This is a genomic window from Fundidesulfovibrio putealis DSM 16056 (assembly GCF_000429325.1).
In the GTDB taxonomy this organism is placed as follows: Bacteria; Desulfobacterota; Desulfovibrionia; order Desulfovibrionales; family Desulfovibrionaceae; genus Fundidesulfovibrio; species Fundidesulfovibrio putealis.
Map to the genome: position 1 here is coordinate 24071 of NZ_AUBQ01000004.1, position 22183 is coordinate 46253.

Consider the following 22183-nt stretch of genomic DNA (forward strand, 5'->3'; position numbering starts at 1 on the left):
GCTTGCCGTCATCTCCAGAAGCAAAAATGACCGACCGACCCTCAACTCATCCAAGGCAAGGAACGGACCCTGGAAGGTCCTCCGCAACGTATTTACGACCACAGATACTCCTTCACTCAGAGGATCGAGCGGATGAGATAACGCACTCTCGTGTGAACCGGCGCTGTTTCCGAACCACCACTGTATGTTCCGGTTTGAGCGCTTACGTAGGCCGTTCCCGTCAACGACCCGCTGTTGAGCGACCCGGAAATTGATCCGCCTGATGTTGAACGAGTTTCAGTGTTGTAGTTTGCACCTGTAACAGCCCCCATGCCGCCGCCACCGGTATAATCACCTCCAGTATTAACTACGGTCTGCGTAAACCAATATGTCTGGGATGACGCCGATCCACTCAAAGAGGTCGAATTCAGCCCCCCACTGACAGGAGCGTTTTGCCCAGGGACGGACACGGTATGTGACTTGATGGTGTCAGATACTTGAGTACCGACAAGTCCTGCCGTGGTCGTGCCGCGCAGGAACTGGCCATTATAGTTCGGGATTGGCTGTCCACCCAGAACGGCACGAAGGCGATCATACTGGCTGCCAGCGGGGACTGCCTGACCGTTGCACTCCAGCCATTTGCCTATATCTGCCGGGTTGGAGCCGGATGGCCACGCGACCACCGTTCCCACGGCTATGGTGCTTTGGCTGGTGATAGCGACCGTCATTGGGTCGAAGCTGGTGGCGTCGACAGCCAGGACCGGGCCAGCCGTCACCAGCCACATGCCCAGGACCGCAAAGCGCAGAGCGCGGCGAATCTTCATCACCAACTTCATGGTCACCTCACGATCCGTTCATTGCTGGCCACTTCCCGGAACCGCTTCACCAGCATCGGCGCTTGCGCCACGGCTTGGTTTGCGGGACGGCTTTGTTCGACGACAGGAGTGGGCGCGGATGAGGAAGGAGAGGCGTTCATCCGGCGCATACGGTCCAGGACGGCCACGGCATAGGCCCGGCCGCGATCCGGATTGCGTTCGACGGGCGTGTGGTAGGCGGCCACGGCCTGCCAGGTCAGGCCGTGACGCTTGATGCATTGCGCGAGAATCCAGACGCCCACCTGGATGTTGCCGCGAGGACCGAACACCACGTCCAGCGGAAGCTTGTAGCGCCGCAGCCACTGCGAGTTGACCTGCATGACCCCGATGTCGAATGAGAGGCCCCGCATGAGGCAGGCCTGACTGAGCGCCAGGGCCTGCTCCCGGTCGGCATGCAACACGGTCCGGCCCTCGATGTTCATTGCCCACGGCCCCATGCCGCTCTCATGGCTGGCGATGGCCAGGGCCAGGGCCTTCGGGACCCCATAGCGTTCGCAGGGGGCGTCGAAGAGGGCGTCCAGGTCCTGGCTGGCCAGGACCTGGTTGCACGTCATGAGGAAGAACGCGACGGCGAAGGCTAGCCTCATCGCTCCATCCCCTGGCACTTCTCCCTGGACAGGCCGCGATCCAGCTGTCGGGCCACCTCATCCAGGCCACGGCTGCCGTGGACGTCGTTCCAGTCGGTCAGGCCCGCCACCCGTTCCTCCTTGGTGAACTCGGGCACAATAACGCAGCCGCCCACGGCCTGGGCGGTTTGTTTGGCCTTCTCCACGCCGATGTTGCCGTGCTCCCGGGCATGATCGTTGTCGGCGCAGACCACGATCTTGGCCATGGGGAATTTCTCCCGAAGGTTCCGGGCGACCGGCTCCAGGTTCCCGGCATCGAAGGCCACAGCCACGGGCTTGCCGGTTGCCATATGCAGGCTGACGCCCGTGGCGTAGCCTTCGGCGAGGAGGATTTCACCCTGTTCCAGCTTTTTCTCCTGGTCCACTAGGCAGAAACACCCCTTTTTCTCGGCCCCTGCCTGGAAACGCTTCGTGCCCCCCCAATCGATTTCCTGGACGTTTCTGAGCTGGCCCTCCGCATTGTAAAGAGGGATCAGGAGCACCGTGGAGTCGGACGATTCCTTGATGTCCCCGAGCGGCAGGATGCCCTTGCGGAGCAGATAGGGGTTGCTGATGGCCGCCATGGGCCTGATGGGCGGCAGGATGTGGAAGTTGTCCGCGCACATGCGGGCCACCTGGTCCTGAAGCTCCACGCGCTCGCGCTCCCGCTGCTGGAGGCGCTGTTCCGCTTCCTGCCGCAGGACGGCCTTCTGCTCCAGGGTCAGTGTATGGCCGGTGGCCTTCCACCTCGTTTTCTCGCCGGTGAGGTAGTTCTGATACCACCCGTTGGGAACGCCATCGAGGTGTCCCTGATAGGCCCCGTCCCGGGCCTGGGGTTTGCCGCCCAGGACGGGCACACGATGAATCTTGCCATCCATGATGGGGGACTGGCCCTTGAGGTCGAGCCCGGCCGCGCGCAGGGCCTGGGCGAACTCCTCGACGGGCGGCATGGACTTATGCGGAGCGGGGGCCTTGTCCTTGGAGAGCCAGCTTTTGAGCTTGTCCAGGTCGGCCCCTTCGGGAGCGTACCACATTTTGGCCTCCACGTCCCACTTGGCCCCGGCAGCCTTGGCTAGGTTCTTTTCACGGAAGGGCACGGCCAGGAACACCTTCCCAGTAGCCGTTTGGGATGGCGCGGCGGGTTCTTTGGAGGGATCGTCATCACGGGTAATGCCATCCCGGGACTGCTCCACGGCATGCTTGAGGGCGGCAAAGGCTTCTGCGCGGGACGAGAAGAACTTGTCTTTAAACTGCGCAAGGAGGCCATCGTCATTGGGGATGGCGAACCACTCATCCGGTGTGGACAGCATGACCTTGTCCACGATGCCGCCTTTGACTGGGTCTTTGTTCGTCGCCAGGCCGCCGGGCCTGGACTCACTCCAGCCTTCGGGCAGGGAGAGGTTTGGTGAAGCCGCTTCCTGGCCTTTGCCGAGTTCCTGCTCGTGTTCCATGACGAGCACGTAGTCTTTGATCCTTTCAGCGTCCCGGCAGGCCCGGACGATTTCATAGGGGTCCTGCTCCAGCACCTTGATCCAAGAATTCACGTAGGAAAGGTGCTGGCCAGGGTCGTGGCCGATGCCCAAATCCTGGCCGAGCATCCAGGATGCGATCTCCGCCCTCAGTTCCTCCCTGGCGTAGACCTCGGACCCGAAGGGGCCGAATTCGCGCGCCATGCGCGACTCGTGCCCTGTCCAGTGGCCAAGCTCATGCAGCGCGGTGGAATAGTAATTCCCGGGCGTGGGGAACCGCTCCATGGGAGGAAGACAGATTTCGTCCTTGGCCGGGCTGTAGAATGCCCGGTTGCGCTGGTTGTGCCTGATGACCGCGCCGGAATTTGCCAGGATGGCTTCAGCTTTCTCGTCCGGGTCCCAGGTCCGGACGAGCGTCGAAACGTCCAGTGACGGAACATTTCCTTCGAACTGGCTGACATGGAAGACCGACGAGAACCGGACAATGGGCCTGGCCAGCTGAACAGTTTCCATGACCTGCTTGCCATCGGCATCCAGGACAGGCTTGCCCTGGTCATCCGTGGCCGGGACATCCTTGGTGAACTGCCAGAAAACGATCGGCTGGGACTTCTCCCCCTTGCGGACGCGGCAATCTATTGAGTTCGCCTGCCGCAGGGTCATCCACCGGGGATCGGCATACCCCTTGCGCGAGAGCATCAAACGGTTGATGCCGCTGTATATTGTGCCGGACACGGGGTTCATGGGGGAATAGAGCTGCCCCGGGAGCCAAGGCTTTTGCCAGGGGGCCACACCCAGCTTGAGGTCCTCGATGATCTGTTCGGCGAACACCTCGTGGAGCGGTTTGCGGGCAACCGCCTCAACGGCCATGGCCGTCACCCCCTTCGTCGAAGAGCATGGCGTCCAGGTCGTCCAGGGTGACCGCCTGTTCCTGGAACGCGCCCATGAATTCCGCCACTTCGGGATCGACCGGGATGCCGAGGTTCGGAGTTTCGGAGGCTTGAACATCCACCGCCCGGGCGGCCGCCGTCAGATACTCTTTTTCCATGATACTTCTCCTAAGGGGTGAAAATACGGATAGACCTGACCCTCTTGAGCGAGGCCAGGGGAACCAGGCCGAAATACCGGCCGTCGAAAGACCCGGGGTGCTCCCCGGAGAGCACGAGGGCCATGCCCTCGGAGATCGTGCCCGCAGCCAGGAGAGACTCGGGCATGGGGCGTGCGTGGCTGTCCGCCACGGCTATTCTGGTGCCTGGCTGCAACCGCCCGTTTATCCGGATGCCGTCCGGATCGATCTCCAGGATGTCGCCGGGAAGCCCGGCCACGACCTTGAGCAGGGGCTGGAGGCCATCCGGGCAGGAACCCGGGCGCAGATAATCCCGGTCCCGGGCAAGCGTGGCGAAGGGCTCCACGTCAAGACACAGGCTAACCAGATCGCCGTGCTGGAACGACGCCGTGCCGACGATGAGCTGATAGATGCCCCTGGGCATGGAGGCCGTCGCGTTGAAGCGGAAGCCCTCCAGGAAGAGGAGCGCCGCGATCGACAGCATCAGGACCACGAACAGCCCCACGAGTTTCTTCATCCTGCCTTCTCCTGCTGTTTCAGATAGTCGGCGTAGGTTTTCCCTGCTGGCGGCGGCATTTTCTCCGGATGTGGCCCGTGTGAAGGGGATTCAGCGGGATCAAGGGGCGCGGTCCTGGCCCGTTCGGAAAACACGGGGTCCAGGAAGTAGAGAATCTGCCGTCCGTAGATGGGCGAGCGCCCGGCCACGAAGATCAGCATGTCGCCGGGCTTCGTCGCCTTTTCCCCCTCCTTCTGGAGTCCGGGAAGGCGCATGCACTCGTCAGGGGTCAACAACGCCCGCGCAGTTTCCGAGATGCTCACCGAGGCGTTTTTGAGGTGGCCGCTGCGAGCCCCGGACACGGAAGTCTTCTGGGTCAGGACGGTAGTCTTGCCCGTCATCTCCGAGAGTTCCTTGGCCGTTTCCAGGGTGTTCGGCGCGTAGGCGATCCGGATGTGGCAGTTGCCCTTGATGCCGTTCTCTTTGCCGTAGGTGTCGTTGAGCTGCTCGACGTTCTGGATCACGAGCAGGTAACTGATGCCGTACCCGGCCGCGTAGGCGATGGACCGGTTGACGATGTCCATCTTGCCGATGGACGTGAACTCATCCAGGAGCATCAGCAGGCGGCGGGGAGGCTTGGCCTGGACGCCGTTCTCGAACTCCATGCGTTCGCAGATTCGGGAGATGATAAGGTTTAGGATGAGCCGGATCAGTGGCCGGACGCGGTTGATGTCCGCCGGGCTCACGACCAGGTACAGGCTGGCCGGGACGGGTAGGTGCATGAGGTCCTGAACGCGGAAGTCGGACCGGGCCGTGTTCATGGCCACCACGGGATCACGGTAGAGGGCCAGGTTGACCAGGGCGGAGCTGACGACGCCGGAACTTTCGTTGGGAGCCTTGTTCAGCATCTCCCGGGCCGAGCTGGCGATGAAGTTGTGGATGTGGTCGCCGCCGGTAGTGCCGTTGGGGAAGCTTTTCGTCACGTACTCCGCATGGGGCGTTTCGAGCATCTCCTGGAAGAGCTTGTCGATGGTCTTTTTGGCGTCGGCCAGCATGTTTCCGAGATCGTTCAGCGTGGCCGTGCGCTTCTGCGTGAAGCGGATCATCACAAGGCAATGCATGAGCACTCCCGCGATGAAGGCAAACGCAGCCTTGCTCCAATGGTCCTGGAGGCCTTTGCCCTCCGGGTCCACGATCATGGTAGCGATATTCTGGACATCCGGGATGGCCGAAAGGGAGTCCAGCCGGACTTCCTCCAGCGGGTTGAAGCAGGCCGACTTGCCGCTGGCGTCGGAGGGATCGAACCGGAATACCTTATGCCCTTGCGAGAACCGCCACCCGGACGTGAGAGCCCAGTTTTCTCCCTTGATGTCGAGCACCACCACGGATTCGGGATAGGACAACAGGGTGGGCAGGATGATGCCCACGCCCTTGCCCGACCTGGTGGGCGCATAGAGCAGCATGTGTTCCGGCCCGTCGTGGCGCAGGTACCGGTGGACCTCCAGGGGCTGACTCCGGAAATTCCTCAGGAACGCCCGAAGGCCTTCGTGGCGCTGGACCCATCCGCCGACGTAGACCCCCTTGCCCCGCAAGAGGCCCATCCGCTTGATGTCCTTTCCGGAGGCCCATCGCGCTGAACCGTGCAGGTCACTGTGCCCTTTGGGCTTGCGCGCCCTCAGGAGGGCGAAACCCAAGATGAGCATCTGAGGAGCGACGAACAGCATCTGGCCGTGGAACACCGACTGGCGAACGGCCTCGTGCTGGTTTCCCAGGGAATGCCACTCAAAGATCTTCCAGGGTGCGTACCAGGCCACGCCGCCCAGGACAGCCAAGGGCTGCCCCAGGGCTTGCTGGTAGCCGAAATAGGCCGCAACCTGCTGGGTGGCCAGGATCATCGACCCCAGTGCCAGGAGCAGGCTGAACACTAAGTATCCCCACCGGAAAGCGTCTCTTGTGCTGCCTGACCCTCCAAGGCCGTACTGTTGTTTCTTCACGACATCTTCCTTTCGACTCAACACGATTTCTTGCTTTCGTTCTTTCCACTCTTCTTTACAGATCCCGATAGGGCTCCGTGAAAACCAGGTCTTTGGTGACCACGACGTTGAAGCGATAGCCCGGCCGGATTTCGAGCGTGGGATTGACGTTCATGCCTTTGGAGAGCACCTGCGCGGTCGTCTGCCCGAGCTGGGTGGCCAGAGCGGACGTCATCTGCTGCTGAAAGGAGGGGGAGGCGTTCCCCGTGAGCCCGCTGGCGCTGGTGGTTGGCGTAACGGTGTCCACTGCCCAGGCGGTTCCGCCCGTGATGAGCGACATGAGCAGGGCCGTGCCGAAGATGCGGAAGTAGTGGTTGTTCGCCTGGTCCTCGAAACCGCCGAATCCCGCCGAGTCCGTGCCGGGCATGGATCCCAGCGTGATGGCAGACCCGTCCGGGAAGATGATCCGGTTCCAGGCCACCAGCACGCGGGACTGACCGTAGACGATCCTGGAATCGTAGACGCCGTAGAGCTTCGAGCCCTGGGGGATGAGCAGGTGGCGGCCATCGGCCGTGTCGAAGACGTTCTGGGACACCTGGGCGATGATCTGCCCGGGGAGGTCCGAGCTGATGCCCCCGACCATCACAGCCGGGATGACCGAGCCGGTCTTGACCTCGAAGGGCTGCCCGGCCATGCGCACGCTCGAAGCCTGCCACTGCCGGTCCGAGGCCTTGGAGCGTTCGAGAAATGCCTCCTTGTCCTTGTCGGAGGCTGGGTTGTAATCGCCCTCGCGGGTCAGGGCCGCAGAGAGGCGATCCGACTGGGGGGCTCCACGGGAATCCCGGGCCTCGCCTTCCTTTGCGCCCGCTTGGCTTACGACCGCCTTGGCTCCCGCATCGTCCTTGCCCTTGTGGATGACCATGGGCGACGCCAGGGCCGTCATGGCGGCCTGGTGCTTCTGGCGGCGCAGTTCTTCACGTTCCCGCCTGAGTTCCGGAGGTTCATTGCTCGTGACAACAACGATGGGCGGAATCTCCGGGGACTCCTTCTTCGACGCGGGGAGAGGCGGTAGCGGCGTGGCCAGGCCCATGCCTCCCTCGCTCACCAGGGGCTTGTCGTCGCGCAGGATCACTTGCGGCTTGGCTTTCTCCTCCTTGCCGCTAGACCGGGACCAGTGGATCGAATAGGCCACGACCGAGAGAGCTACGACAACAACGGCGATCACCGCATAGGCTGGCCATTTCCGCAGCGTCACGGGCTGGATGAATTCATTGGGATCGTTGGCCATGCTCACCTCATTCTTTGGCGCACGTGGTGCACACGATGATTCGGGCGTAATCCGACGCAGGATTGACCCAGCTCAGGTTGTCGTCAGTAGTCAGGATGCGCAGATTCACGCGCCACTGCGTCGTGCTGACGCTTGTGGCCCAGGCCTGGAACGCCGTGAGCGGGGGAGCCTCGGCACCTGCGGACACGATGGAAGGAGCCACGAAGATTTCCGGAACCGTGCTGGTCCCGGGAGGGCAAACGGGCTTCGTGACGAGATCGCCATCCTTTGCCAGGGTGGCGCTCTTGAACAGCGTGCTGTTGCCCGTATCAGCCAGGACTTCCATTTTCCCGTTGCGACAGATGTACAGGCCCTGGTTCACATCCAGGAAAACCAGGCCCTCCGTGTCCGCATCGCAGGTTTCCGTGCCCAGCGCCCGGGCGGTGAACTGCACCTCCTGGACGTTCCGGATGGCGTGGTCCGTCATGTCCAGTTCCGTCTGCATGGCGTTGAGTTCCGCGTGCCCTGGCACGGACACCCGGTAGAGGAAATCCTGGCCGAGGCTGGTGGAATCGAACGTGGAGAGCCCCCCGAGGTGGCCAGCCCCCGGGGATGCGATCCCCAGGCTGGCCAGGTCGATGCTCCACCCTCCGAATGCGCCACGAAGCGTCCCGGCAGCCTGCCCGGGAACGTCGCCCGTGGGGATGAACGCTCCGGAGCCGCCCGCCATAGAGGCTGCCGAAGGCACGACGGCCGTGCCGAACTTTGGCCGCGCGGTTTCGTGGCCACGCCCGCCTGTGGTCAGCACCACGGCCTGGATTGTGTTGATGGTCGGCTGCCGGAAGTGGATTTGGTAGGTCTGCCCCCAGACGTTGTGCCCCTGGAATCCGGCCGGGAGAAACTCTTCCGTGACGAGCGGGCCGGTGGTGATGACAGGGCCGCTTGAAGCCGAGGTCTGGCCCAGCAAGGTCGTCTGGTGCTTGCGCACGTAGGCGGCGGCCGCCCGGCTCACCTGCATGAGCTGATCCGCCGCCTGGCGCTTCTCCATCTCCTCGGAACCCATCATCCAGAGGTTGGCCAGGGACGGCAGCAGGATGAACAGCACGACGATCCCGCCGATTACTTCGATCAGTTTCATCACTCGATCCCCACCACACTGACGAGGGACCCGTCAGGAACGAAGGACGGCACGGGAGTCGTGCCCCCGTGCCCGGGTTCGAGCTTGCCACCGTCGGCGCGCCCCACGGCTTGGCTGCCCCAGAAGAGGTCACGAGTCGCCTCGATCTCCTCGGAGGAGGCAGGCCCCCAGACGTAGAGGCACCCGGCATCGATCCGGGCCTGCCAGGAGCGCAGCAGGGCGAACCCGGCAGGGAGGTTCAGGGATGCGGCGTCGATGCTGCCGGACGACTTATTGCCGTTGAACACGTGGAGATAGACCGCGTTGCGGTAGGCGGCGTAGTTCACTGCGATGGCCCGAGCCCGCTGCGTGTCCACGGGCTCCATCGGGACGAAGCGGATCATCGCCATGACGCCCAGTAGGAATGTGAGAACGACAAAGGCTTTCATAGAACCTTCAACCCGTTGTCCTTGATCAGGTTCCTGAGCTGGCGCATGTCGTCGTTGAGCGGATGGAGCTGGTTTTCCCGCAATTTCGCCCGGATGCCTTTCGTTCGCGTGAGGCTGTCCGTGGGCTGCCCATCGTAGGGAAAGGGGAGCAGGAGGCATTGCGGCACCTTGTGCAACCGCTCCTCGCATTCGAGGTCCTGCAGGATGATCGCCAGCAGGCTGTTGGCTAGGTTTTCACAGGCGTTGGCCCGGTCGATCTCCTGAGCCCAGTTGATGAGGCGCTCCAGGGCGGCCAGGACATCAAACCCGTGGATGGTGGCCACCACGAGCTGCTGCCGGGAGCCCAGGGCCACCCGGAGCGATTCGATGGCCGCGTATTTGGTATGAATCTCCCCGATGAAGATTACGTTCGGGCTGGCGTAGAGGTGCGCTCGCTCGATGTGCGCGGCCAGCTGGTGCTCGCCGTGGATTTCCGTCTGGAAGCAGTGGCCGTGTTCCCCCCAGCTTCCGCCCAGGGGCAGCTCCGCCGGATTCTCGAAGGTCACCCCGTGGCCGCCAAACCGCCTCAGCCTGGCGGCTACCAGGGCGCTGGCAGTGGTGGTCTTGCCGCTGGCTTGGGCACCGGCCACCAGCACCAGCCCGTGGCGCTGATTGGGCATCAGCAGCCACTCGCAGAGGAAGGGAGGCAGCCCGAGCGAGTCCAGGTCAGGCACCGTGCCGGGCAGGCGGCGCAGGAACCAGGTTCGCCCGCCGTCCACATCCTGGAAGTCCGCAACGCGGTAGTGAACGCCGCCGTGCTGGAAGCGGATCGTGGACCTGCCGACCCGCAGACCGGTAGCTGGGTCCAGTTCGCGCATGGACAAAAAGGCGTCCATGAGCCGCTTGGGGAGATCGAGAATCTCCCCTTCGAAGTCCTCAGGCAACGCCACCAGCTGTTGCCCGCTGCCCGGGCACCCCTTGAGCCGCGCGCTGCCGTCCGGAAGAAGGAGGAGGTCCGAAAACACCAGGTCCCCCAACTGCATGGCTACCTCGCGGTAAAGGTGATGGTGTTGCTGGACGAGGAACAGGCGGTCACGATGTCGGCCACAGATCCGCCCGTCGTATCCGTGCCGTTGACGTTCACCGAGAGCCAGGCGTCGGTCTGGAACTTGGCCAGCTTGGTGCATTCGTCCTGCGGGATGGAGGTCAGCGTGATGGAGAACGCGCTGGAACCCGTCACTGGAGCCAGCGTGATGTCACCGCCGAAGGAGTTCCGTATGGACGAGCCCTTGATGAACGGCTTGGGTACCAGCCCGGCCTGGAGCGCCAGTTCGTTGTCCAGGCCGGTGTAGTCCGAGCTGCCCGAGAACATCTGCTGAATCTGCATCCGCATGGTGATGAGGTTCTGTTCGGTCTCGCCCAGCTTCGAGTTCGAGAACGCCGCATTCAGGCCAAGAGCCGCACCGGCCAGGATGATGAGGCCCACGAGGATCGCACCGAGGGTTTCGAGAAGGGTCATTAGAAAGAGCCTCCGGAAGGAAGAAGTTGGGATTGGAGTGAACCGATGGCCGCCGCGATGAGACTCACAAGGCCGGTCAGGACGACGATGGCCAGGACGTTGAGAACCCGCGCCTGCTGCTTCACGAGTTCCACGCCATCCTCCATCCATTCGGCGGCTAACTCGTGCATTTTCTTGTGGAAGCCAGGGAGCGAGGCGTAGACGCGCAGATCGTCCACCATCTCGGAGTCCGGGAATTCCATGCCGCAATCGTGCAGGGCCTCGCCGAAGTTCTTGCCTGTGCCCGTCTCCAGTGCGATGGCCATGATCCGTTCACGGAGGTAGGCCGTCACATGATCCGCGTTGAGCATGTTCTCCAAAATGTGCGTGAGCTGCATGCCCGAGCGCATGAGCGTGGCCACCGTGAACAGCCATACGCAGCCCACGGTGAGCCTGTAGATGGACCAGGGCGGGAGCTTTTCGACGGACAACCGGAGCCTGCCGGTCCACAGAGGCAGGGTGAACAGCGCGGCCGCAAGGGAGCCGAGCAGGACCAGCAGGGTGGCCACCCCCAGGGGGGACGTCACGAATGAGGTCGCCCCGTAGAGAAGCGCCGCCACTCCCTGCCAGGCGGTCGGGTCCGAGAGCATGGCAAACTTCGGCATGACCATGATGGAGACGATGAGGAGCACCACCACGCACATGACCAGGAGGAAAGCCGGGTACGCCAGGGCGGAGGTCACGGCCCGGAGGATGGAGCGCCGGGCGGCCAGGAGGCTCGCCGCCAGCTCCAGGCCTTCCGGCAAATTCCCCGAGCGCTGGCCGGAGCTGATGAGCATGACCTCTTCCGGTGAGGCGAACCCCGTCAGGCTTGCGCCCAGGTTGTGCCCCAGGCCCAGGTATTCGAGAACGCGGGAATAGACCGTGGCCGTGAACGAGCGTTTGAGCATGGCCCGGTGCTGCATCTGCCTGAGACTCTGATCCAGGTTGAGCCCATGGCGGGTCTGAGCCGCCAACTTTTTCCACGTGCGCATGCGCACGGCGGAATTGAAGCTCAACCGGCACAGCAGGCCGGTCAGGGGGCTCATGACCGGCCTCCCTGGATGAAGACCTGCGTGAAGTTCAGGGGGACGCCCAGCCGTTCTTCGGCGATGTACGGGTCCACCAGGCCGGACTGGATCAGGTCCACCGCATGCTCGACGTAGCTACGTCCGCCTTTCTCCTTGACCCAATACTCGTGCGCGCGCGGGGTTTTCCCGTTCCGCAAATACCCGAGCATCTCTTGGTCCGTGGCGATGATCTCTGCCGCAACGGTCTGACCCACGAGCCCGCGATGGGAGCAGGCTTCGCAGCCGCCGCCCCGCACGAAGACGCCCTCGCGGTCGTCGAGCACGCGGCGAAGCCGATCCTGGACATCCTCTGGGACGTACTGACGCCGCTCTTCGGGTTCAAGATCGAGCAGCCGGACCTTGCACTCGGGACAGAGCACCGGCAGCAGGCGCTGGTACTCCAGCCCGGCCAGCACGTTGTGATCGCAGAGCTGTTCCAGCGGATTGCGGTAGTGCGTGGCCAGCGTGCTGACCATGCGCGGGATGATGCCGAAGGCGTTGTTGGCGTGGATCGTGGCCCACACGGCATGGCCGGTCAGCGCCGCGTCGATGGCGGCTATGGCCGCTTCGGTGTAGCGGATTTCGCCGATCATCAGCACGTCGGGATCGGAGCGCATGGCCCCCGCGATGGCGTCGCGGTAGGCATCCGCCCGCCGCCCCTTGTTGTTGCTGGAGATCAGCACCTGCCGGACGCCCTTGAGCGGGTACTCGGGCGGGTCCTCGATCGAGAAGTACGCTTTGCCCGGGTTGCGCTCTACCTGGGCTTCCATGATGTGCTTGAGCAGGGTGGATTTCCCGTGGCCGGTGGGGCCGGAGATGATGGTCAACCCGGTGCGCCTGGTCAGATAGAGCGCGGTCTCGCACTGCTCCGGCGTGAAGCCCAGCCGCGACATCCGCTCATGGAGGCTGCCAGTGGCCGACGTGGAGTCGTAGAGCAGCCGCAGCGCCATGGACGTGCCGACGCCATTCACCGCCATCGCGCATTCCACGGGCTCGCTGTGCACGCGCACCGAATGCACCTGCACCGGCAGGTAGTCCCGCTTGGCGATCCTGCCGTCCTGGCGCTCGGAAGGGCTGAAGCAGGCATCGGCGGACTGGCTCAGCTTCTGATACAGGCAGGCGATGAGTTGGCGGCCGAACTCTCCTTCGACCTGCGTGTAGTCTGAGAGGATGCCCAGAATCCGGAACAGGATCATCGAGTAGGGACCGAAGTCCACAATATGAATGTCCGTGGCCTTCGTCAGGTAGGCCTTGGCAAGGAGGTCAATGGCGAACTGCTGTACTTCGTTCTCGCCCTGTCCCGCGATGGAAGCGAAGTTCGCATACTTCGTGTCGAATACCATAGGAGGATGGAACTTGTAGGACATGATGCCGCGACGGCGCATCATGCCCACGAACGTGACCATTTCCAGGTTTCCCTTCAGTTCGGCGCTCATGTGCAGCTTGCCGTCGACCAACGCGACACGGCCGCGCATTGCCTCGGGAACCCCTTCGATGAAGCTGGAGGTGGAAAGTTCCATGGTGCAGGCCCCCTACTCGAAGGCCAGGGTGGTGGACGCACCGCCGCGCCGGATGGTCACGCCGTTCCTGCTGACGGAGTTGACCACCCCGCCATTGAAACGTTCCCCGGGCCGGACCGAAACCAGCTCCCCCGATTGCAGCCTGACCGTTGCCGTGGATTGGCCATCCACGCCCTGGACGGACACCACCACGGGCGATGTCCGCCTGGGCTTGTGTTCGAGTCGCGGCGTGGGGATTTCAGGCAGGTTGAGGGTCTTGGGCTGCGCGGCTGACACGGCAACAGGCTTGGGAAGCATCTTCTCGCGTTCCTGCGCAATGGCCGCCTGGATGCGCAGCTCTTCGAGCTGGGCGCGAAGCGTCGTGATGATGGCCAGGTTCCCGGCCACGGGGACACCGGGAACGGCAGCACCCAGGGTCGGAGGGGCTGAGGGCTGGCCCTCGGACTTGGCCCCGGACTCCTGGCTTTCCGCCGCGCCCTTCGCCTGGGTGGCCTGTGCTGCGGGCGGCCTGGATGCCTTGGGAGCCTTGGAGGCGAACGGCACCGGAGGCGTTGGAGGCGCAAGCCACTTGCTCAGAGCCATGTGGCCCATGAAGAGGAGGGACAGCACGGCGAGCCCGCCGCCGACGACCCAGACGATTCGCCTTCTGTCATTTTGGAACAGCATAGATAGACCCCTTGAACGACCAGGAGCCTTTGTCCTGGATGATGCTCGACAACATGAGCCCTGGCATTGCGGTGAACCCTTCGGGAAACGACGCATCGAGCACGACGGCGGCAGGAACATCGACAAGCTCCCACTGGCCCTTTTGCCAGGGAGAGATCACCTCGATGCCTTCGATTTCGCGTTTCTCCTGCGCATGGAACTGGAGCTTCAGACGTCCGCCCATGAGTTGAGTGCCTTGATAGAAGCGCCTGGTGCAGTCCTCGCGGGGGGGCAGGGCTGCCGCGCCCTGGAGCCTGGACACCTTCCCGGCCGGGAAGCGGGACACGGCCTTTTGAGGATTCTCGATGCGCGCCCCAGGCGGGAGCTGCGAGAAATCGGCCCCAGGGCGATGGCCCCAGGAGACCGTGACGGCTTGGCCGTCGAAGGTTGCCGTCTCCAGGACCCATCCGCTGGCCACCAGCGGGAGTCCCAGGATGGCGGTGATGCCGGACTGGATGCTTTCCGCCACATCCGGCGCTTCCAGCCAGGGGCGCTGGAAATGGGCTTCCGGATTGGCCATGATCTCCCGACGCCGCTGCTCCTTGTCCAGCATGGCCGTCCTGGCAGCTTCCACGGCCCGCTTTCCGGCCTGGTGTTCCAGGAAGAGCTTGAGCACGTATCCCCCCGACAGCAGGAGGAGCACCACGATCCCGGCGATGACCTGGTTGCGCCGCTGGGACGGCACGGGCTGAAGCGGCAACAGCGCGCCGCTCTGCTTGCCCGCGATCCACAGCGGCATGGAAGGCACAAGGGGGGAAAGCCATTCCAGGCTTTCCCGGAAGGTCTCGCACGTCACGGAATCCTCGAAGTCCTCATCCATGAGGCCGCGAAGAGACCGAATCCACGAGTCCGCTTCGGAACGGCTTGTGAAGACCTGATCGCCCATGCCCACCACAAGCGCCTGGTGCAGCGCGAACACCCACCAGTACGAGCCTTCGTCATCCTCCAGGCAGAAGAGCCCGAGAAAGGATGGCGTGGCCAACTTCACCGAAGCCGCCAGGGCGCGCACGCCACGCCAGGCCCGAACATCGCCCTGGCTCGCGCCAAAGGCATGTTGGCGTTGACGGAAGGCCACCAGGTCAAGGTTCGGATCTTCCTTCCGGGCCAGGCGGCGCAGCTCAGGCACGCCCAGCCGGGCGTTGCTCAAATACCACTGAAGGCCCACGGCCCAGATCTTGTTGTGGATGGAAACCCGGCGCACTCTACACCTCCGCCGATTCCACCTGGATCGTGATCACCAGCAGCGTCCTGCCCGCCTTGGACACCCTGCCGGTGGAGGGGATGCCGAGCGACGTGCTTGCCTCGGTGGACTGCTTTTCAAACCCACACAGCACGAGGGTCTGCCCCATCCGCATGGTGGAGCGTTGCGCGAAAGCCCGCGTCGAAGTCTGGGGCAGCTGAATCGTGATGTCCGACGCCTCGAACTCCTTCATCTCTTCCAGGGATGAGAGGTTGATGTTGTATTGGAGGATCACCCGGCGCTGATCCAGGATGTGCGGGATCACGGTCATTGCGAACCCTGTGGTCACTTCGCCCGGGGTCAGCTCCGTGGTCTGCTGGTAGTTAGTGGTGGAGACTCCGGCGCTGGCCAGGTAGGCGTGGCGCTCGATGGCCATGACCGGCACAGGCTGGTTGCTCATCACCAGGCCGCCAGCGGACGTCACCTGGGAGGCCTTTCCCCATTGGCGTAATGCCTGGAGCACGGCCGAGGAGCCCTTAAGCTTGCCGGACACGATGGTCGCGGCTGCCGTGTTGAGGGTACCGATGTTCGTGAGGCTCCCGGCCGTGATCGAGACGTCCTTGTCCTCGAAGATGGCCTGGAGATTGAAACCCACGTCGGTATTGTCGGAGATGCTCAGTGACCAGACCTGCACCGTGAGCGCGACCTGACGGCCGAGCCTGCCGTTGATGTCCTCAATGAAGCTCGAAACCCGCCTGATGCTGTCCGGCGTATCCCGCACCGTGAGCGTTCCCGCAGCCTGGTTGACCACCACCGAGCCTTTCGGTGAGAGCAGCGCCTTCACGCCCTTCTCGGTGTCCGCGAAGATGTCGAAACTCAGCTTCGTGCCGGTGGACTGCGACGTCTGCGAAGCAGTGTCCGAACTGGAGACCGTGGAGTTGATGTTCGATCCGCTGAGGGCCGACGTCGAGTTTTCCTTGGATTTGTTCGTGACCTTGTTCTCGAACGTGACTGTCCCGGGAGCCCCCAGGATCGTGTAGGTCTTGACCATCATCCGGGCGAACAGGATGTTGCCGCTGCTGGCGTCGTAGTCCCAGCCGTACCCGGAGAGCATGGCCACGTGGTTCAGGAGCCCGCGAAGGGGACCTTCGTAGGACACCGAGAGCTGGCGGGAGTCACCGACGCCCACGGCCGCAGCCGAGGTGCTGCCGGGCACAGCCAGGAGGGCCTCCAGGTCCATGTTGACGCCCCCCGCTGGAGCGGAAGGAGGCGTGGAAGCTGGAGCCTGCCCATGGGAGGAGCCCGGAGAAGCAGAACGCGGTTGCTGCTTCTGCTCCTCCGGCTCCTGTGCGGCGAGCTGGACCGGCATGGACGTCAGTTCGCTGATGGCCGCCGCGATGGTGGGGAGAGTCCCTTTGCGCTTGAGCGTGACGTATTTGTTCAGGACCGGATTGGAGACCCCTCGGAACTCCACCGCCTTGGCCCCGAGATAGGGTTTAGGAGTCACCTCCACAGCCCTGGACCTGGCCTGATCCCGGAACTGTTGTCCCTGGTGTTCGATGGCATCAATTTGTGGGTGCTTCTTGGTGCAACCGCTGAGGGCGGCGAGGACCAAAACAAACAACAGAACCGCACGTCTCGACATTCTAATCCTCCGCCACTTCAATCACGTTGTTTCCCTGATAGACCGTCACCCGCAGGGCGTGTCCGCCGCGATGCAACCCGGCAAAGAGTTGCTTGATGGCCGAGACGAAATCGCCGGAGAAATTCGCATTGGTCTCCAGCTCGAAGTCGTGCTTCGCTTTCCAGACCAGCTGGTACTGAGCCTTGAACGACCACGATTCGAGCTGGGCATGGAGACCGCCCGGGTTGACGGACCAGATGGGAGCCGGGACCACCGGGGCCACGGGAGGCGCTTCCGCCGCCGGGACCACCGGGGCCACGGGAGGCGCTTCCGCCGCCGGGCTTTGGAGAGCCAGTTCGGCAAGAGCCTCGTGGACTGCGGAAGCCGGGGTTGACCCTGGCGCGGGCGCTGGCGGTTCATCCTTCGCCGAAACCGGAAGCAGGGATGGGGCAGGCGCAGGTGCCGAAGCCGGGACCTGAACCGGAGAAGGAACCGGAGTTGGGACCGAGGCAACAGCCTGAGCCGGAGCCGAGGCAAGCACCGGGGCCGTTGCAGGGGACGAGAGTGGAGCGGCAGCTGGGACCGGGCGATCCTGCTGCGCGGCCCTGGAGGTGAACTGTTGACCTGGTTCCGCCTTGACCGGAGAGGCAGATTCGGCGACGGGCTCCCGCAGATGCACCGCCCGCCCGGCCTCCAGGACGGTCTCCGGCTTCACGCCGTTCCAGCGGCAGAAGTCAGCCACAGGCACATGGTTGCGCCTGGCGATCCGCGCCGCCGTGGCCTTGCTCCGGACCGGTGTTCCGTCGTTTCGCGCCGGAGTAGCGGCCGCTTCCTGGGATGGCCTGCCCCCCGCGCCGGAGCCCGGCATCAGGCGGTCCGGATGGGGCTGCCCAGGGGACGGGATGTGGGGCGTAGGCACCTCCGTCAGGGTGGATGACTCCAGTGAAGGGGATGGGACCCGGACCAGAGCGGCCTCCTCGCGGCTGGCCATGGACAGCGTGCGAACCCGGCCGAAGGTCTGGCCATCGGAAGTCCTGACCTGGAGGTAACAGGTGGTGGGCGGGCTTTCGTCGCGCAGGACGTCCAGAGTGTAGCCGACCTTGACGCCCTCCGGGGCCGGGTGCTGTGAGACCGCGAAACCCTGCTGGCGCAACGCTGATTCCAGCTCCTGGCCGAAGACGGTCCTGGCGCTAGCCAGGATCAGGGTGGTGCGTCCCGGGGGATACCGGTTAGCCAGCTCCCCGGACGCCATGGTGGCCAGATATTGGGCGTCTCCGGGGAATTCCACGCTCACGCCGTCGTAGGAGGCCAGGCCGGAGGGATCGGCGTGACGGGTCTGTATGACGCAGCCCGGGAGCAGGAGCGCCAGGAGGAAAAGGAAGAACTGACGCATCGCCAGCCTCACTTCTTGGCGCGGATCGTGATCCGCTGCTGCTTGCTGCCGACGCCGGAAATCAGGATCGCCTCGGGGAACACGCCGTCCACGACCATGGCCAGGTTCTTCAACCGGAAGTTGGCCATGGTGTCCTGGCCCCCGTTGCGGACCAGGAGGACCGGCGCGTCACCGGACTGAACCGCAGGCGGGAGCTTGATGAACGTCTGCCTGCCGTCGTCGAAGACCTGGAGAGGCCGCCAGGGGGCCTCCCCCTTGATCTCGTAGGCGAAGTTCAGCTTGCTCAGGTCCGTGGGCTGGCCGTCCACCTCGGCAGTGTTCCACTGCTTCTCCTTGGAGTCCTTGGCCTCTTTCTCGCGGAGCCGCGCGGCGTTGTCCTCGGGATAAAGGAAGCCCACCCGGGGTGTGTGGCCGGTACGCTGGCTCACCAGCTTGAGGTGATAGGCCCGTCGGTCCGTGGTGATGACGGCGCTGGTGGACAGCCCCGCGTCCACGGGCTTGATGAGAATGTGCGACGTGGCCCCGGACTTGGCGATCTCGAGCATCCAGCGGGCCGAATCGCCCACGATGACTTCGTTGACAGCCTCGCCTGGTTGCAGCTCCACGTCGCAAATCTGGAGTGGCGCGCCGATGACCGTGGGAGACGAAGCCCCGTAGACGTACATGACCTTTCCGTTGGCCTGGATGGGCGCGGCCCCGGTGGACTCCCAATCCTGCACGAGCTTCACCGCCTGGCGCTCCCTCGGGCTCAAGGGCACGGCCTGCTGGTTGAAGTAGTCAGGTGGCGGAATCGTTTCCGAGCCAGCGCCCTTGCCTTTCCCTGTCTGCGCCGCAGGCGGGGTACCCATCTTGTAATCCTCCGGGACAGACCCGGTTTTCCCCTCGACCACTTTGGGCTGCTGCTTGTCAGCAGCCCAAAGTGGCTGCGCAAGACAGACGAACAGAAAAACGGTTACGGACAGTCGCTTCATCATGCTGCCTACTTCTTTGGAGTTGCTGAGGGTTCCATCAGGCTGGAGCTGGACATGGAAGTGATGTAGACCCCTCCGGGATTTCGGAGGATTTGCGTGTCTGTCGTGGGCGGCTGGATTTGGATGGTCAGGGTTGCCTGGAAACCTTCGGAACCGATCTGGACGCCGGAGTGGTTCCGGGTGATTTCGGTCCATTCGACGCGCCAGGAATCGGCGCTCACCTGGGCAGGCAGGCTTTTGATGTTCACCTGCACGAGCTTGTCCTTGGCCCGGTCGTAGGGGTTGTTGAGTTCGTACCACTGCTTCATCTGGCCCCGGGCAGCACCGGCGACGAAGAACGAGAGCCGTTCGATGAACCGCTTCTGGAGATCGAGATCGGCCGTGACGGAACGCCATTGGGTTACGAACTCCGACAAGGAAGCCTGGACGACGCGGGTCGGCACGGGCGCGGCGACTGAGGCCCTTTCGACGGCCGCTATCCGACCCAGCTGGTCCACCTCGACCACGTAGGGCACCACTTTGGATTGCGTGGCCTGGACAACGTTGCCCACGACCGAGACGCCAGTGATGAAAAGTGCGATGATGGTGGCCATGCGCCACTGTCTGGCCCGCTGGATGTAGCTGCCGTAGCGTTCCAGCCATTCCTCACGTCCACTCACGTAACAGGATGTCATAACCGGAGAATGCTGATCCCGCGTACCTGAATTATTTACCGGTTTTGATTTCCAAAGCATTCGATACACTCGCTCCGGAGGGTTAGAGGTTCGGCTTCCAGGAGTGTGGGGGCATGAGTTGCCCTGCCCAAACTGATTGATCATGGCCACCGTTCGCCCCAGGCTCCATCTGATGTGTGCTAATTTTTGTTAGTTTTGATTGACTAAAAACATTCAAAAACTTACGGTCTGTGCATGCGAACGGTTGAAATCACCCCGAAAGCCTTCAAACAAATGCGCAAGCTTCCCCTGGCCGATCGGACCGCCATCATCAAAGCCGTGAAGGCCTTGAAAGACTGGCCTGACTGCCGGAATGTGAAGAGCTTGACGAACCGGGGCGATTACCGTCTGCGCGTGGGGGACTATCGAGCCATTTTCACCGTGGATGATGACGCCATCACCGTCACGGAAGTGAGGAAAAGAGATGAGCGCACTTACTAAACACCAAGTAATCGAGCACGGAGGGAACCCTCTCTTTGTGCTCGTCCCGTACACCGAGTATCTGGAGCTGACGGGCCAGCAGGGAAAGTCCGCCAACATCCCCGTGGAGGTCGCGGAAATAGCCCTCCTTGAAGAAAAGAGCCTGATGCGCGCCTGGCGCGAGCATTTAGGCCTCACCCAGGAGGAAGTTGCGGCCAAGGCTGGAATCTCGCGCGGCGCATATGCGCAGATGGAAGCCCCGGAGGCCAACCCTCGCCGGGCCACTTTGGTCAAGATCGCGGCCGCCCTGGGAGTGAAGGTAGAGCAACTGGCTGAATGACGAGGCGTCAAATCGCTCTTCGGGTTGTGACTATGCCTAACCATTGCCGCTCCCGTCCTTGCCCTCGGGGTTGGCACCGTCGGCAAGCCCAAGGTTTCGCATCTTCATTTCCTGGAGCCTTGAGTTCAGAGCGGCACCAAAGCGTTCGCCGTGGGAGAGCTTCCCACCCTCGGCCTTGGCCTGCTTATGCGCCTGCCAGAGAGAACCAGCCATGTGACCGACCTTGCCCAGGCCTGTAGCGCCATCCATGTGGGCCATCTGTGCAGCCTTGCGAGTGGCTTCGATGCCCCGCCCGCTGCCCATCGCAGCCCCCACTGCGCCACCGACTGCGGCAGCAGCACCTGCAACAGTTGTGGTGACGGCTTGGCCCAATGCAGCGCCGCTACTGACGTGAGAGCCGTGAATGATACCGGCGCAGACATCTGGAATGCTCTTGACCAGAGCCAAGAGAATGATTGAGGCAGCAATCGCGACAAAGAAATCTTGTATATCTCCGTTGTCAACTGATAAATCCTGAATAAACTGCAGGCCCAATCCCATTACAAGCTGTAAGACGTAAAGTTTGAACGCCACAGAAAGAACATATTTCATTACACTGATAGCGTACTCTTTGAGAATCACCGCGCCTCCAAGACCCAGCAAGATTATGCTGGCATTCATGGCAACAAGCGCCTCACACTTCACAAGTACCAGCTGAGCCGTCATAAGCGAGGAAGCTATCAGTATTATTATGCCACAAATCAGGTATGCGATTGTCTTCACATCAAAATCCAACTTGTCAAAAATAACACTTGTGATTTTAATGCCTGCAATCAGTGGATCAGTTGAATTGAACTTGCCAGCACCCAAATCCTCTGCAATCCCTCCCAGTCCGCGAATGATGTTCCAGGACCACTCTTGATAATTGACAATTACGGAAGCAACAAACGAGCAAAACAGCAACGTTGACACGAACTGACCAATCACATCACCAAGCTTGTCCCTATTTAACGCCGCTTTGACACCAAAAAGCACAACCGTTAGTGTTGTAGATAATTTGAACAATCTCAGGGCGTATCCCTGTAACGTATTGCTCCACGCGTCTGTTTTTGTTTGAAACTCTCCAATAATTTTTGGAATCACACTTTCGACAGCAGCTTGTGATTCTTCAGGAAACAGTGCTGATAAAAAACAAATACAAATGAGTGACAAAGCAATGAAAAGAATATTTTGCATTTTCATGATTGCACTTTTGCCATTTTATATGTTGTCAGGCTGCGATTCAGGCAAATCGCGTCTTGAAACTGAAAAGGCACAGCCGGAGGCTGAAAAACCAAAGAAAGATGCCGAGAATGACGCGGCGCAAAAGAAATGGGTCAAAGATACCTCTGAAGGCCTGAAGTCCACGGCCGACAAACTGAAGGAAGCGAGTCGCAAGAATCCCGATCCCTTCTGAGAC

23 protein-coding genes are annotated in these 22183 nt (G+C 62.5%); 3 read left to right on the top strand and 20 right to left on the bottom strand.

Annotated elements, in window-relative coordinates:
• Positions 1–116 precede the first annotated feature (116 nt).
• From G453_RS26970 to G453_RS22080, 19 genes are all read right to left on the bottom strand, one after another.
• Positions 117–815 (bottom strand): phage tail protein, encoded by a 699-nt coding sequence (locus G453_RS26970; protein WP_235731679.1) that lies wholly within the window; start codon positions 813–815, stop codon positions 117–119.
• Positions 816–817: 2 nt separating this feature from the next.
• A complete protein-coding gene (locus G453_RS22060; RefSeq protein WP_051271557.1) occupies positions 818–1441 on the bottom strand; it encodes a lytic transglycosylase domain-containing protein in 624 nt (207 codons plus the stop codon).
• Complete coding sequence (locus G453_RS28705; RefSeq protein WP_043644269.1) at positions 1438–3795, bottom strand: zincin-like metallopeptidase domain-containing protein; 2358 nt, start codon at positions 3793–3795, stop codon at positions 1438–1440. The genes G453_RS22060 and G453_RS28705 overlap by 4 nt, the downstream gene beginning before the upstream one ends.
• On the bottom strand, positions 3785–3973 hold the full coding sequence (locus G453_RS0103045; RefSeq protein ID WP_027189854.1) for a hypothetical protein: 189 nt from the start codon (positions 3971–3973) through the stop codon (positions 3785–3787). Before G453_RS0103045 ends, G453_RS28705 begins: the two co-directional genes overlap by 11 nt.
• 10 nt (positions 3974–3983) lie before the next feature.
• Positions 3984–4508 (bottom strand): conjugative transfer signal peptidase TraF, encoded by a 525-nt coding sequence (traF, locus tag G453_RS0103050; protein ID WP_027189855.1) that lies wholly within the window; start codon positions 4506–4508, stop codon positions 3984–3986.
• The gene (locus G453_RS0103055; protein WP_235731680.1) at positions 4505–6412 is read right to left on the bottom strand and encodes a type IV secretory system conjugative DNA transfer family protein; all 1908 of its coding nucleotides are present in this window, start codon (positions 6410–6412) and stop codon (positions 4505–4507) included. Before G453_RS0103055 ends, traF begins: the two co-directional genes overlap by 4 nt.
• Before the next feature lie 124 nt (positions 6413–6536).
• Complete coding sequence (locus G453_RS0103060; RefSeq protein WP_027189857.1) at positions 6537–7748, bottom strand: TrbI/VirB10 family protein; 1212 nt, start codon at positions 7746–7748, stop codon at positions 6537–6539.
• A gap of 7 nt (positions 7749–7755) precedes the next feature.
• Positions 7756–8865, bottom strand: coding sequence for a shufflon system plasmid conjugative transfer pilus tip adhesin PilV (gene pilV / locus G453_RS0103065; protein WP_027189858.1), 1110 nt, complete (start codon positions 8863–8865; stop codon positions 7756–7758).
• Positions 8865–9293 carry a type IV pilus biogenesis protein PilM gene (gene pilM / locus G453_RS0103070; RefSeq protein ID WP_027189859.1) on the bottom strand — a complete coding sequence of 143 codons (429 nt, stop codon included), beginning with the start codon at positions 9291–9293 and terminating at the stop codon, positions 8865–8867. Before pilM ends, pilV begins: the two co-directional genes overlap by 1 nt.
• On the bottom strand, positions 9290–10315 hold the full coding sequence (locus tag G453_RS0103075; RefSeq protein ID WP_027189860.1) for an ATPase, T2SS/T4P/T4SS family: 1026 nt from the start codon (positions 10313–10315) through the stop codon (positions 9290–9292). The genes pilM and G453_RS0103075 overlap by 4 nt, the downstream gene beginning before the upstream one ends.
• A gap of 2 nt (positions 10316–10317) precedes the next feature.
• Positions 10318–10791, bottom strand: coding sequence for a type 4 pilus major pilin (locus G453_RS0103080; protein ID WP_027189861.1), 474 nt, complete (start codon positions 10789–10791; stop codon positions 10318–10320).
• The gene (locus tag G453_RS0103085; protein ID WP_027189862.1) at positions 10791–11858 is read right to left on the bottom strand and encodes a type II secretion system F family protein; all 1068 of its coding nucleotides are present in this window, start codon (positions 11856–11858) and stop codon (positions 10791–10793) included. Before G453_RS0103085 ends, G453_RS0103080 begins: the two co-directional genes overlap by 1 nt.
• Positions 11855–13399 (bottom strand): ATPase, T2SS/T4P/T4SS family, encoded by a 1545-nt coding sequence (locus G453_RS0103090; protein ID WP_027189863.1) that lies wholly within the window; start codon positions 13397–13399, stop codon positions 11855–11857. The genes G453_RS0103085 and G453_RS0103090 overlap by 4 nt, the downstream gene beginning before the upstream one ends.
• A 12-nt stretch (positions 13400–13411) precedes the next feature.
• Positions 13412–14065: a type IV pilus biogenesis protein PilP gene (gene pilP / locus G453_RS0103095; protein ID WP_027189864.1), complete on the bottom strand. Its 654-nt coding sequence runs from the start codon at positions 14063–14065 to the stop codon at positions 13412–13414.
• Positions 14049–15305 (bottom strand): type 4b pilus protein PilO2, encoded by a 1257-nt coding sequence (pilO2, locus tag G453_RS0103100; protein ID WP_027189865.1) that lies wholly within the window; start codon positions 15303–15305, stop codon positions 14049–14051. The genes pilP and pilO2 overlap by 17 nt, the downstream gene beginning before the upstream one ends.
• A gap of 1 nt (position 15306) precedes the next feature.
• Positions 15307–16929 (bottom strand): pilus assembly protein, encoded by a 1623-nt coding sequence (locus G453_RS0103105; protein WP_084502066.1) that lies wholly within the window; start codon positions 16927–16929, stop codon positions 15307–15309.
• Position 16930: 1 nt separating this feature from the next.
• A complete protein-coding gene (locus tag G453_RS25950; protein ID WP_027189867.1) occupies positions 16931–18301 on the bottom strand; it encodes a TcpQ domain-containing protein in 1371 nt (456 codons plus the stop codon).
• Between the two features lie 8 nt (positions 18302–18309).
• The gene (trbG, locus tag G453_RS22075; RefSeq protein ID WP_235731681.1) at positions 18310–19149 is read right to left on the bottom strand and encodes a P-type conjugative transfer protein TrbG; all 840 of its coding nucleotides are present in this window, start codon (positions 19147–19149) and stop codon (positions 18310–18312) included.
• 131 nt (positions 19150–19280) lie between these two features.
• Positions 19281–19931 (bottom strand): type IV secretion system protein, encoded by a 651-nt coding sequence (locus G453_RS22080; protein WP_235731682.1) that lies wholly within the window; start codon positions 19929–19931, stop codon positions 19281–19283.
• Between the two features lie 249 nt (positions 19932–20180).
• Here G453_RS22080 and G453_RS0103125 point away from each other — a divergent pair, with 249 nt between their 5' ends.
• Together G453_RS0103125 and G453_RS0103130 are read left to right on the top strand one after the other, a co-directional pair.
• Complete coding sequence (locus tag G453_RS0103125; RefSeq protein ID WP_027189868.1) at positions 20181–20426, top strand: type II toxin-antitoxin system RelE family toxin; 246 nt, start codon at positions 20181–20183, stop codon at positions 20424–20426.
• A gap of 37 nt (positions 20427–20463) precedes the next feature.
• Positions 20464–20745 carry a helix-turn-helix domain-containing protein gene (locus G453_RS0103130; protein ID WP_235731683.1) on the top strand — a complete coding sequence of 94 codons (282 nt, stop codon included), beginning with the start codon at positions 20464–20466 and terminating at the stop codon, positions 20743–20745.
• A gap of 36 nt (positions 20746–20781) precedes the next feature.
• Here the strand turns inward: G453_RS0103130 and trbL are convergent, their stop codons facing one another.
• On the bottom strand, positions 20782–21966 hold the full coding sequence (trbL, locus tag G453_RS0103135; RefSeq protein WP_084502068.1) for a P-type conjugative transfer protein TrbL: 1185 nt from the start codon (positions 21964–21966) through the stop codon (positions 20782–20784).
• On the opposite strand from trbL, the gene G453_RS0103140 reads away from it, so the two are divergent.
• A complete protein-coding gene (locus G453_RS0103140; RefSeq protein WP_084502069.1) occupies positions 21965–22180 on the top strand; it encodes a hypothetical protein in 216 nt (71 codons plus the stop codon). The two genes, trbL and G453_RS0103140, sit on opposite strands and share 2 nt — an antisense overlap.
• Positions 22181–22183 lie beyond the last annotated feature (3 nt).